Raw genomic sequence first — 11,900 nt, forward strand, 5'->3', positions numbered from 1 at the left:
GAAAGGAAGAGGTTAGTAATGTCAGAAGTAATGGGACGCGTACATTCAGTTGAATCAATGGGGACGGTTGACGGTCCGGGAATCCGTTTTATTGTTTTTATGCAGGGGTGTTTGCTGCGTTGCCAGTTCTGTCACAACCCCGATACTTGGAAAATTGGCACAGGCACAGAACGTTCCGCACAAGACGTGTTTGATGAGGCCATTAAATACCGTGAATTTTGGGAGGCTTCAGACGGCGGTGTTACTGTGAGTGGTGGTGAACCACTTCTGCAAATTGATTTCTTGATTGAGTTCTTTACTTTATGTAAAAAAGCTGGGATTCATACGACCATCGATAGTTGTGGTGGTTGTTTCACACGAGAACCCGAATTCATTGAAAAGTTAGACCGGCTCATGGAAGTGACCGATTTAATCTTGCTTGACATCAAACAAATGAATCCTGAGAAGCACTTAAAACTTACAACGAAATCCAATGCCCCCATTTTAGATTTTGCACATTATTTACGCGATAAAAATCAACCCATATGGGTGCGCCACGTCTTAATCCCAACAAAAACAGATGATCCTGCTGATTTAACTTCTTTACGCGACTTTATCGATACGTTGCCAAACGTAAAACGCGTTGAAGTGTTGGCATATCACACGATGGGCGTCTATAAATGGAAAGAACTTGGTATTCGTTATCCGCTTGAAGGAATTGAACCACCTGATGAGGAAACGATTAAAATGGCCAATGAGATTTTAAAAACGGCCACATACGCATAAAAAATAAGCCTTCGCTATAGGAGGCTTATTTTTTATGTTTTAAAATATCCCGGCACCAATCGATTTCAGCGCGAATTAAGTCGCGTTTTCGCAAATAAATTTGGTAGGACATGTTATTTACAAAATCATTTTTTGTGGCTAATCCTAAAAGTTGCTCGAAATGGACTAAACTATCTTCTGTCAATCGCAGTTGGCCCTCTAAATAGGTCATGCGTTCTTCTAAAAGAATTGCCGTTCGTTCAGGGTTCAGCCAATCCAGTTGCAGTTTAATAATAAATTCATCACGCGTCACTGGTATTTTAAGTGCCGTTTCGGACCATTCTTTTAATAAAAAAATGCCGTTTTCTGTGATGGCGTAAATCTTTTTATTTGGTTTACCTTCTTGCAGCTGCGTGTGAACGGTCAAATAGCCTTCATCTTCGAGCCTTGCGAGCATTGGGTAAATCTGACTGTGATTTGTATTTTGCATGATGCGCAGGCGATTAGCGAGGTCATAGCCGCTTGAAGCTTCACGGGCAATCATCTCAAGCAAAGTATAGCCGAGCAAATTAATATTTGACTTCACAAAATTTACTTCCTTTCTCGTAGCTTTCTTCTTGCTCATTGTAATCTATTTCGCAGATTTGTGCAAAGAATTCGCCAAAAATAACATATGTAAATATTGACATATAAATAAAATAGCGATACACTAATAAAGTCGAAAAAAATAGAAAGAAGTTGAACGAACATGTTAACTGAACAACAGAAAAATACTGGTAAGTGGATTACTTTTGCGGCTTCGCTACTTGCCTTCATGGGGATCGGCATTGTCGATCCAATTTTACCGAGTATCGCTTCAAGTATTGGTGCCACACATTCACAAGTTGAAATGCTGTTTACAGCCTATATTTTCACAATGGCCATCATGATGATTCCAATCGGGATTATTGCCAGTAAAGTAGGAGATAAGAAGCTCATAGTTGGTGGTCTTTTCTTAGTAACAATTTTTGCACTCTTATGTAGTTTTTCAAATAGCATTGGTGCTTTATCCATTTTTAGGGCAGGGTGGGGATTCGGAAATTCGATGTTTCTAGCGACCGCTATGACGCTTTTAATTTCACTTTCTCATACAACCTCACACGCCATTGGCTTATATGAATCGGCGATGGGGCTCGGAATGGCATTTGGTCCATTGCTTGGTGGTGTTTTAGGGAATCTTTCATGGCGTTATCCGTTTTTAGCAACTGCTATTTTAATTTTCATTGCGTGTTTACTCATTTTATTTAAAGTAAAAGCGCCAAAAAACACTACAGCCACGGTGGATAAAAAGCAAGTTCCAATTAAGCAAATGTTGCATTTGTTTACCTATAAACCATTCCTACAAATTTCGTTAAGTGGGATGTTCTATTATTATTGTTTCTTTACGATTCTCGCTTTTTCACCACTTGTCCTTGGATTATCTGCAATCAAAATTGGTTTTGTCTTTTTCGCCTGGGGTTTAGGCCTTGCATTTGGCTCCGCCAAAGTTGCGCACGATTTAGAATCCAAATACAACTCTAAAACCATATTAAAGTTCACATTAATAGCCTGTGCGATCATTTTAATTTTATTAGGCCTTATTAACATTCTATGGGTTAGAATCGTCTTAATCGTCATCTCAGGCTTAATTTTAGGAATAAACAACGCATTGTTTACCACAACCGTTATAGAACATTCACCATATGCACGTAGCGTAACAAGTGGTGCATATAATTTTATTCGCTGGTTAGGCGCTGCATTTGCGCCGCTATGTTCAGGCATCATTAGCGAAGCATTCGGAACAAGTTATCCATTTTTAATTGCTGCCGTCTTAGCAATTGTTGGCATGGGCATTTTATTTTTGAAAGTACAACCTGTAGAACATGCCGTTGAAGCAATGGAATAAACAGTAAAAAACGTTTTCTTTTTAGAAGGCGTTTTTGTTTACAATAATTCTATACTTCCTATAATATATATTATGTAAACTAGAAAATATTTTTATTAGCAAGACAAAAGGTATTCTCTCGTCCTGCTTCAAGAATTTTATTTTTTATTAGGTCTTAATTGAAAATCTCTCACTCTTAGAAATCTTCTAGTGCGGTTTCTTGTTTTTCTAATACATCTGTTACTTTTTTTCCAAAATGCCCTTTGATTGAATCCCGCAAATGATTATTGGTTTTTGAAACAGATGCTTTAGCTATTTTTATTTCTTCTTTCCCTTTTTTCTGCACTTCTTTTTCAGCTGACTTACCTGCTTTAGCACTCATTATCCCTGTTGTTCGAACCTGTATTTTTTGATTGTTTTTCTGGTATTCTTTCAACATGTCATCTAACGCTTCAAACATTCTTCTATCACCTCATTTTTTACTTCTCTCTAAACGCTGTAGTTCATTTCGAAAGTGTTCCTCATTCGCTTCTTCTTTTTGTCCGACTTCCCGTTCTTTTAATCGCAGTCCTTCTTGAAATGCGGTTTCTAAATATTCAATTTCTTGACGAGCAATCCCTAAAACTTCTGTATAGTCCTCTTCTCTTTGACGAACATGGTAACTAATCTCTTCATAGGTTTGTTGCGCTATTTTTTCTCCCTTTTGTCGAAATTGATATATAGCGTTCAATTGTTCTTCCAATTCTTGTCTTTTAGAACGATAGACGCCTCGGAGTTCTTCTTCTGTTTTCATTCATTTTTCACCCCAACTGTTGTGCTAATTCGTAATCTTTTTGCAGTAATGTTTCAATGCTCACCTTGATTTCCTCGGCTAATTTATCAAATTTAACTCCCATTTTTTTTACCTTTTCAATTTTCCTTTGATATTTTTCACAGGGTTCAATGACCAATTTCTGTTCTGTACAACCTACATTTGATAATTCTTCCAAAATTTCACTTTCAGTTAATAAATCTGCCATTTGACGGGATTGCCGCAAAGTTTCTTTCCACAGATTTTCAGCTTCATCCATAGCGTCTTGATAAACCTTAATCACATTGCTTGTAACTGTCCTAAACTCTGCAACCGAAGTTTCTACAACAGCTAGCGATTGGCTATCATCTAAATAGATTTGTTCATTCGCGGAGATTGCTTCGCCACTTGCTTGAAATTTCTTTCGCATTACTTCAATTGCATATAACTTTGCAGTATATTCTGCCATAACATATCGCTCGGCTTGTTGGATAATAGCTTCTTTATTGTATTCATTATTTGGTATTTTCAACTTACCATCCTTGTCAAACTTCCAGTTACTTAATTGATGATAATCTATAGGGTTAAGACGTGCCCCCATTTCCATGCTCACCTTAATTTCCGCACCTGTCCCATTGCTCCCATAATTTCCAATCGTATCTGCACGATTACGATAATTCGTTAACATGCCCGGATTTTCTTCAATCCACATTTTCGCCTCATCTGATAAAATATTCGACGGGTCTGGTCCATTAACCCCTACATTTTGCCACTTATTTTCAGCAGCTACAGTCAAAGCCAAATATTCCCCTAATGAATGTCCAGTAGTCGTGATTTTTGCATTGGGATAGTCAGCTTTCACACCATCAGCAAATTCCCGTGCGGTTATCGCCTGCCCATCAACCTCTTTATTCTTAAAAGGATTTAATGGGTCTTGATCTAATTTTTCCTCCCCTTTTATAACCGTTTCTAAATCTGTATTTCGATCTAACTCATCGGAAAAATTTGTTCCTGCATAAGCAATCACGACTTCTGTTGTATCTATATTTCCATTCTTATCAACAGGTGATACTGCCATTGCTTGCATGCCATTTTTTTGATTATCCTCTGTTTTTAAGATTTTATATGTAGACCCTTTATAGTCAAACGCATTCCCTTGCTTCATATCAGGCGCATAGTTCTCATGCTCGGGGTCTAGCCAATATACTGAATCACTTAAACCTTTGTATTGCTTATCACTTATCATTAAATATCTTCCTCCGTCCCGTCAGAAAATATTGCTCTTATTTTAGTTGAAGTCATCCCTTTTTTCTGTACATTTTCATCAACCAAGCCATAACTACCTAATTCATCATCATTTTCTACAAAACCATATGAAAAATATGCTGATTGTCCTTGTTTGTTGGTCATTGTTACGACCATTCGATAAGAACCTGTCATATTATTATACCCTGTTCGTTCGATTTTCACTTTTGCTACATCTACAAAAGTATTTTTCAAAACTTCAATTGATTGCTTTTCTACTTCCAATGTTTTTTGTTCTTTCTGATTATCCATATACATTTTCCCTCCAACTAATCCTATAACAATTACAATAACTATGCCTAATAGCCACCACCATTTTTTTTTCAACAAACTCCCGCCTTTTAATATATGTATTTATATAACTATATTTTTAATTTACCACAAATATCCATAAAATGATATGGATATATTGTGTAGTTTTCATTTAATTATGTGCACATGAAAGCCAATAGGCAAAACTAGATATATACTAAAAATGCATTGGAAAAGGTATGCTCAACTAGAGGAGGAAAAACTAATCTAAAATAACGATTGCCATATTCACTCCACACTCTAACAACGATTAAAGGTGATTTCTTTGCTTCAACCATTGATTGTGCAAAGTTTTACAGGCGAATCGCTCGACGTATTATAATCCATTCAACGAAAATCCTCAAAGCGCAAGAAAGAAAATCATGCGTTTGACTAAGATGCATGATTTTCACCTCCAAAAAAGATTAGTTCTTAGTTGAACTAATCTAAAATAAATTCTTTATAAAAATTTTCTCAAGTTATATATTATGTAAACTAGAAAACTTGATATTAAAAGCTTGGAATGGTTATCTTTTTTCATTACCTGAAAATGACACACCACTCCAAGCCTATATGATAAGTCATGCTGAACATCTTATTTGATTAAAAAGTAAAAATAAATTTGTACTTCAATACTGCAATAATTCTTGCTCACTAGTTACGTTTACGATATAAGCGCCGCTATGCAATTTTTGTAAAACTGTTGCCATTTGACTTGTTGGTATAGCGACACAGCCAGCAGTTGGCGCACCATTGCTACAATGCAAGAAAAAACCTGATCCTGCGCCTTTTGTTCGGCTTGTATTATAGTTAATCACAACGCCATAACGATATTGCGCCGGATAGCTTGCCATATGTTCATCAGCATTGCTAGATGAATTTCGTTCTTGCCAAGTGTTGTACTGATTATCCTTTACATTTGAAATCCAGTAACTTTGATTGGTAATTTGTCTGAATGCTAAAGATGTACCCGGATTGCTTGTTCCAAAAGCAAAACCAAGGGAGTAAGCCCCTTTAGGTGTCCTGCTATGGTATTCATCCGCAGAACCAACGCCTTGCGAACCGACTTGGCCATAAGTAGAAAATACTTGCTTCCATGTTTCGCCTGATTTTTCCCAAAATTTCACATTTGCACTCGTTCCACTGGCTACGACAGTAATAATCTGATTCGTTTGTGAAGCAAGCTTCATTTTTGCAACACTCGGTATGTTCGTGCTTGATGCTGATGGTGCACCGGAAGAATTATTGGAATTCGATTTACTTGATTTCGATTCCGGACTTTCTTGGACACTTGTAGCAGACTCTTTGGCCGAAGATTGAACATCATTCGAATTTTTGTCTACCTGGCTTTCAGCTGAACTACTTGTAGCTGCTTTTTGCAATTCTTCGTTCCGAATAAGTAAATCATACGCTTTTTGTACATCTGCCAGCTGTTCTTTTTTTGATTTAGTCTGTAAAGTCCCATTAGTCACAGCTTTTTTCACACTATTAATGTCTTCACGAGTTACATTTTGCGCTAATGTTTTCTTCTGCTCATTTGAAAATAACGCATTCACTTTCAATTGGTTTGCAGAAATCTGGCTGACAAACTTATCTACGCGAGTTAATTTTCCTTTTAAATTGGCTTTCATTTTTTTATTAGCCAATTGTTGCACAAGTTGTTCAGCCTTCGTTTTAAGATCTTCGGAATACGTGTCACTCAATAATTCTTCAGTTTCAGATGCAAATAAGCGTTCCACTGCAGAAGTCGCATTTTTTTCTAATGCCATTTCTTGCTCCAATGCCACTTTTCTTGCCTCTTCTTTTTCTTCTACTGCCTGCACAGCTTCTTGATGTTTTACTAATACGACTGAAACTAAAACAACTAGCATCAAAAAGCCGCTAACAACGAACCAGATTATCTTCTTCCCCTTCATTCTTTCAACTCCTCGCCTAATATGTAAATTATTCCACTAATACTTATAAATAAAACAAATTATTTAATGTAACAATAGAAAAACCGACTTCTAATGTAAGAAGTCGGTTTTTCGTGACAGAAATGAGTTGGTAACTGTCTTGCAACGCCTGGTGAATACTTATATAATAGCATATTTTATATCGTAAAAGCTGTGAACAAAATACGAAAATTGCACATTAATTAGGTATAAAAATGGGTGTTTTACACATGAATTAATAAAGAGCATCTAGAATTGCTTTTCTAGATGCTCCAAATTGTTTAACTTCGCAACCCGCGCCCTTTTTCAATCAAATACCAGCAAATCGAGTAAAGTACGGCGATAAAGAGCACAAGAATGCCCACTGAAACCCAAAGTGATACATCGGTTTTTCCAAGAAAACCATATCTAAATCCTGAAATCATGTAAACAATGGGATTGATTTTTGAAACTGCTTGCCAAAACGGTGGTAGCATAGCAACGGAATAAAATACCCCGCCAAGATATGTTAATGGCTGCAAGACGAAGGTTGGTACAATAGATACATCATCAAAAGATTGAGCGAAAATACCATTTAATAAGCCTGCCAATGAGAATAAAATAACCGTCATCAGAAGTGAAATGATAATAATAGACCAAGAATACACTTGTAAAGGTACGAAGAAAAGGGAAATCATGGTAACGAGTGCGCTCACAAGGATGCTTCGCCCTAAGCCGCCAATAACAAAGCCCCAAATGATAACATGTGTGGGCACTGGCGCGATTAGCAATTCTTCAATATTTTTTTGAAATTTTTGTGAGAAAAAGGAAGATGACACGTTTGAATAGGAACTTGTGATGGCTGACATCATGATTAGGCCAGGCACGATAAATTCCATGTAGGAGAATCCCCCCATCTCCCCGATTCTTCCACCGATTAAATTGCCGAAAATGACAAAGTAAAGCGATGTCGTAATGACTGGTGGTACTAAGGTTTGCACCCAAATACGCATATAACGGTTCGTTTCTTTTACGGCTAAGCTTTTTAAGGCTGTATAATATAGATTAAACATGTTTCTCCTCCACTCGGTGCTCTTCTTCTGTGATTTTCAAAAACAGTTCTTCCAAGCGATTGGATTTATTTCGCATCGAAAGAACATTTATCCCTTGTTTCGAGAGCTGTTCAAATATTTCGTTGATTCCTTGATTGCGTTCCACTTCAACAGCGAGTGTTAACTCGTCTTCGAAAAAACTTTTATAGCCAGCAATTTCAGGCTTTTTATCATAAGGTGCCAGATCAAAAAGGAACGTTTCAAATTGGAGTTTCGCGAGTAGCGATTTCATGCTGGTGTTCTCGATTAGTTCGCCTGTCTGAATGATCCCGATGTTACGGCAAAGCATCTCTGCTTCTTCCAAATAGTGTGTCGTTAAAATAATCGTTGTTCCCTGCTCGTTCAGCTCTTTCAGGAACTTCCACATCTCACGTCGAAGTTCGATATCCACACCGGCAGTTGGTTCATCTAAAATAAGCAAGCGAGGCTCATGCATGAGTGCACGGGCAATCATTAGGCGACGTTTCATACCACCTGATAACATACGGGCGCGTACATTGCGTTTTTCCCATAAATCGGATTGTTTTAAATATTTTTCACTGCGTTTAAGCGCTTCTTTGCGGGAAACTCCGTAGTAACCAGCTTGGTTTACGACAATTTGTTGCACCGTTTCAAACGGATTAAAGTTGAATTCCTGTGGAACTAGACCGATTTGTTGCTTGGCACGAACTAATTCTGTATCTAAATCATAACCGAATACATTCACTTTGCCTGATGATTTATTGACAAGTGATGTAATAATCCCAATTGTTGTTGATTTTCCGGCACCATTTGGACCTAGTAGAGCGTAAAAATCACCTTCTTCTACAACTAAATTAATTCCACGTAAAGCTTCTACGCCAGTTGCGTATACTTTTCTTAAGTCTTTTATTTCAAGTGCATGTGTCATTTAGTGTTGATCTCTCCTTATTTTAAACAGCTCGCCCTGTTTTGGGCACTTTGCTATTATACCACATCATTTACGTAATTTTACAATAATGGAACCCCAAAAAGAGCCCCTTCCAAAAGGCTCTCTTTGAGTTTGTTTTCATCATCCCAAAAGATGATAAATTGATTCACCGTGATGTTGATGAATCATGTTCACTATATCACAAATTAAGTGTCAAAAACGTAAACTTCCCCAGAAACCCCATTTTTCGTCTTAAACGACCACATATACAGTGAATTTATACACTTTTTATGTATTTTTCTGAAAAGTAATTGCTAAAAAGCGTATGACTCTCGATTAACGACAGTCATACGCTTGCTTAGTTTATTTAAAATAAAATCCTTTAAAATCATACTTATACACGCGATAAGAGGTTACTCCGTTTCCGCTTAATTGATAAGTACGAATAACTTGATGATTTTTGTCATATTCAGTAAATATACCTTGTAAGCCTGGATTCACGAGTAGATTATCCCCCATTTCTTGAACGCTACTCACAAAGGCAGAGTACGGGACTTCTAATGAGTCGACCAGTTCATACGTGCCTTTATTCTCGTCAACTAAATATTTAGAATAGCGACTGTAATCACCATCAGTACTTTGGTCAGAGAAGCTATCAGGATATGCCGACCAATCGAAATTTGTTCGGGAATCCATTATTTTTGAATTATTGTTAAACATATATAAATAATACTGCCCCTCTTCCAATGTGGCATCTTCAACATATGTCACCGAATGTTGACCGAGTTGTGAAACAAAATCGCTTTCTTTTTCCAGTACAAAGTTAGAATAATTCCCTACACCTTTCCAAACACTCTCATCTGAAATAAAGTAATCGATTGACAAGGCGTCCTCGATATTACTGAGCTTCATAATTGTAGAAGTTTCTCGTGAGCTAACAATAATGCTACCATCTTCAACATATTGAATTGTATTTAAATGAATGGGATCCCATTTACCTGCATAGCTTGTGATAGTCTCAATTCCGGTTGCCAGTTGGTATAAATCAGGTAGCAACGCTTTAAAATCAGCAATTTGTTTGACCTTACCTGTTTTAGTGTTGATTTGAACAATTCTGTCCTCTACCAAATTGTCTTTTTCTTCTGCTTCTTCACTTGTTGCAAGCGCTAATAAATTGCCTTCTTTATCCAAAGTAAAGTCGTGGTGTAAGTTATAGCCCGCGCTTCCTACATCATAAACTTGTTCAACTTGCCCTAACTGATTAATACGAGCGATTTTTTCTGCTGAAATTCCGTAATACATGGACTGCTCATCAAACACAAAACGCATAGAGTTGTAAGAAAGAATGGGATATTCGCCTCTTATGATACCATCGTTATCCACTAAGTAAGTGGCTCTTTGTGATACATTTTTATCACCAAACACCGTGTACAAACCGCTTGTTAAGGCTTTTTCGCTTGTCCCATCAGTGACTTTTAATGTGTTTTTATCTTTACTTACTAATTTTGGAGGTGTATAGGTTAATGTTTTTGTCGTTTCATTTCCCTCCTTATCTGTTACTGTTAAGGTAATGGTATTTTTAACACCTGCTACAAAGCCAATCGCTTGGAATTCATGTTTTGTTTCGTATTCATTTTCTGAACTATTTGCCTCTCCTGCAAAATCGGGATAACCTGCTGCAGATATTTGGTAACTTACTTTACTGACTTTCTCAGTTTCAAAATATATGTATACACTCGTTGTATTCGTTAAATACGGATTTGATAATGCTAAAATTTGAGGGAATTTATAGTGACCTGCTGCTTTTTTTGCTGCAATTAATTGAGCAATTTGTGCTTGTTTAGCCGTATTGAAAATATCTTGATAGGCGTTTATTCCGATATTACTATAATCAAGTACTTCTACATCTTTTGAAGTTGCAACCGATAAACTAAATTTTGTTTTTTTATCTTCATTTTGATCAGCTTCTGCTTTAAGACTTTGGGAAAAGAGATAGGCGCAAACGATGCTACTTAGCCCTATTAACATGATAATTGTCCAAATAAGCGATTTTTTCCTCATTATAATTCCTCCTTGCCACTTCAGTATTTTTAGCTTAGCGTATAGATTTTAAAATTCTATGACAATATAGTGAATTTATTCATAAAAAAAACCATTCCAATTGGAATGGTTTTTCTTACGATTTAATTATACTTTCCGATAAACTCTCATACCTGCGATGTAAGAAATAACAAGTAAACCAGCAATCCAAGCAAGTGATAGCCAAGCATCGCTCGTAAGCGGCTGGGCGTTAAATAGGTCACGCAACGTCTGAATAATTGGTGTCATCGGCTGATTTTCTGCAAAAATCCGTACAAACTTGTTCATTCCTTCAACTGGAACGAATGCTGAACTAACGAATAAGAGCATTAAGATGACATAAGAGAATGCGCCTGCGCCTTCAATACTCCCTGCCATTAAGCCAAACGGGACTGAGAGCCATGTTAACATAAAAGCGAATAAAACAAGGAGTAAAATAATGAGTAGCCATTCTCCGAAGTTTGCATCTGAACGGAAACCAATTAGTAGTCCTACTAAAAGAACTGCTGCACAGGAAATCATCATAAAAATAACAGATGCTAACACGTGTCCACCTAAAACTGCTGACTTCGCGATTGGCATTGATTTAAAACGTTCAAACATTCCTGCCGATTTATCGAGATTTATTCGAAGCGATGTATAGGCTGAGCTTGACGCAATTGTAATAAGCAGAATCCCTGGCATAATGTAATCCACATAATCTTGATGGGATAAACCTTGAATCTGCACGGAACCACCGAAAATATATACCATACCTAGCATAATCATAATTGGCATAATCACAACTGTAATCATCGTATCAATACTACGTAAGTTGTGTTTAATAATGCGCCCTGATAGCGCGAAAATATCACTGAAATACTCTTTCATTATT

The 11,900-nt window shown here is 36.9% G+C and carries 12 protein-coding genes; 2 read left to right on the top strand and 10 right to left on the bottom strand.

The genetic code is table 11. The features are described from left to right. Positions 1-18 precede the first annotated feature (18 nt). A complete protein-coding gene (gene pflA, locus CFS60_RS02010) occupies positions 19-765 on the top strand; it encodes a pyruvate formate-lyase-activating protein (protein WP_088808920.1) in 747 nt (248 codons plus the stop codon). 25 nt (positions 766-790) lie between these two features. Here the strand turns inward: pflA and CFS60_RS02015 are convergent, their stop codons facing one another. After that, on the bottom strand, positions 791-1,288 hold the full coding sequence (locus CFS60_RS02015; protein ID WP_341864823.1) for a PadR family transcriptional regulator: 498 nt from the start codon (positions 1,286-1,288) through the stop codon (positions 791-793). Between the two features lie 204 nt (positions 1,289-1,492). Between CFS60_RS02015 and CFS60_RS02020 the strand changes: the two genes are divergently transcribed. Further along, positions 1,493-2,668, top strand: a complete 1,176-nt coding sequence (locus CFS60_RS02020) for an MFS transporter (RefSeq protein WP_088838760.1) — start codon at positions 1,493-1,495, stop codon at positions 2,666-2,668. 175 nt (positions 2,669-2,843) lie between these two features. Here CFS60_RS02020 and CFS60_RS02025 read toward each other — a convergent pair whose 3' ends face one another. From CFS60_RS02025 to CFS60_RS02065, 9 genes are all read right to left on the bottom strand, one after another. Further along, positions 2,844-3,107 carry a hypothetical protein gene (locus tag CFS60_RS02025; protein WP_088825194.1) on the bottom strand — a complete coding sequence of 88 codons (264 nt, stop codon included), beginning with the start codon at positions 3,105-3,107 and terminating at the stop codon, positions 2,844-2,846. Positions 3,108-3,119: 12 nt separating this feature from the next. After that, positions 3,120-3,440 carry a hypothetical protein gene (locus tag CFS60_RS02030; protein ID WP_088838761.1) on the bottom strand — a complete coding sequence of 107 codons (321 nt, stop codon included), beginning with the start codon at positions 3,438-3,440 and terminating at the stop codon, positions 3,120-3,122. Positions 3,441-3,447: 7 nt separating this feature from the next. Continuing rightward, on the bottom strand, positions 3,448-4,683 hold the full coding sequence (locus CFS60_RS02035; RefSeq protein ID WP_088838762.1) for a lipase: 1,236 nt from the start codon (positions 4,681-4,683) through the stop codon (positions 3,448-3,450). After that, positions 4,683-5,069 (bottom strand): hypothetical protein, encoded by a 387-nt coding sequence (locus CFS60_RS14010; RefSeq protein WP_240310275.1) that lies wholly within the window; start codon positions 5,067-5,069, stop codon positions 4,683-4,685. The genes CFS60_RS02035 and CFS60_RS14010 overlap by 1 nt, the downstream gene beginning before the upstream one ends. Before the next feature lie 593 nt (positions 5,070-5,662). After that, complete coding sequence (locus CFS60_RS02045) at positions 5,663-6,949, bottom strand: toxin Cry1Ac domain D-VI-related protein (protein ID WP_088838763.1); 1,287 nt, start codon at positions 6,947-6,949, stop codon at positions 5,663-5,665. A gap of 299 nt (positions 6,950-7,248) precedes the next feature. Continuing rightward, complete coding sequence (locus CFS60_RS02050; RefSeq protein WP_088808944.1) at positions 7,249-8,019, bottom strand: ABC transporter permease; 771 nt, start codon at positions 8,017-8,019, stop codon at positions 7,249-7,251. Further along, a complete protein-coding gene (locus CFS60_RS02055; protein ID WP_088808945.1) occupies positions 8,012-8,947 on the bottom strand; it encodes an ABC transporter ATP-binding protein in 936 nt (311 codons plus the stop codon). The genes CFS60_RS02050 and CFS60_RS02055 overlap by 8 nt, the downstream gene beginning before the upstream one ends. A 363-nt stretch (positions 8,948-9,310) precedes the next feature. Then, positions 9,311-11,008 (bottom strand): aryl-sulfate sulfotransferase, encoded by a 1,698-nt coding sequence (locus CFS60_RS02060; protein WP_088808946.1) that lies wholly within the window; start codon positions 11,006-11,008, stop codon positions 9,311-9,313. A 126-nt stretch (positions 11,009-11,134) separates the two neighbouring features. Beyond that, on the bottom strand, positions 11,135-11,896 hold the full coding sequence (locus tag CFS60_RS02065; protein ID WP_088808947.1) for an ABC transporter permease: 762 nt from the start codon (positions 11,894-11,896) through the stop codon (positions 11,135-11,137). Between the last annotated feature and the right edge of the window lie 4 nt (positions 11,897-11,900).

Origin of the sequence: Listeria sp. ILCC792, from assembly GCF_900186135.1 — a bacterium.
GTDB classification, from domain to species: domain Bacteria; phylum Bacillota; class Bacilli; order Lactobacillales; family Listeriaceae; genus Listeria; species Listeria goaensis.

Bases quoted from the DNA above. Each gene is read 5' to 3' on its own strand.
- CFS60_RS02045 (WP_088838763.1), bottom strand. From the start codon at position 6,949: ATGAAGGGGAAGAAGATAATCTGGTTCGTTGTTAGCGGCTTTTTGATG.
- CFS60_RS02015 (WP_341864823.1), bottom strand. From the start codon at position 1,288: ATGATTGCCCGTGAAGCTTCAAGCGGCTATGACCTCGCTAATCGCCTG.
- CFS60_RS02050 (WP_088808944.1), bottom strand. From the start codon at position 8,019: ATGTTTAATCTATATTATACAGCCTTAAAAAGCTTAGCCGTAAAAGAA.
- CFS60_RS02020 (WP_088838760.1), top strand. From the start codon at position 1,493: ATGTTAACTGAACAACAGAAAAATACTGGTAAGTGGATTACTTTTGCG.
- CFS60_RS02065 (WP_088808947.1), bottom strand. From the start codon at position 11,896: ATGAAAGAGTATTTCAGTGATATTTTCGCGCTATCAGGGCGCATTATT.
- CFS60_RS02035 (WP_088838762.1), bottom strand. From the start codon at position 4,683: ATGATAAGTGATAAGCAATACAAAGGTTTAAGTGATTCAGTATATTGG.
- CFS60_RS02030 (WP_088838761.1), bottom strand. From the start codon at position 3,440: ATGAAAACAGAAGAAGAACTCCGAGGCGTCTATCGTTCTAAAAGACAA.
- CFS60_RS02055 (WP_088808945.1), bottom strand. From the start codon at position 8,947: ATGACACATGCACTTGAAATAAAAGACTTAAGAAAAGTATACGCAACT.
- pflA (WP_088808920.1), top strand. From the start codon at position 19: ATGTCAGAAGTAATGGGACGCGTACATTCAGTTGAATCAATGGGGACG.
- CFS60_RS02025 (WP_088825194.1), bottom strand. From the start codon at position 3,107: ATGTTTGAAGCGTTAGATGACATGTTGAAAGAATACCAGAAAAACAAT.
- CFS60_RS02060 (WP_088808946.1), bottom strand. From the start codon at position 11,008: ATGAGGAAAAAATCGCTTATTTGGACAATTATCATGTTAATAGGGCTA.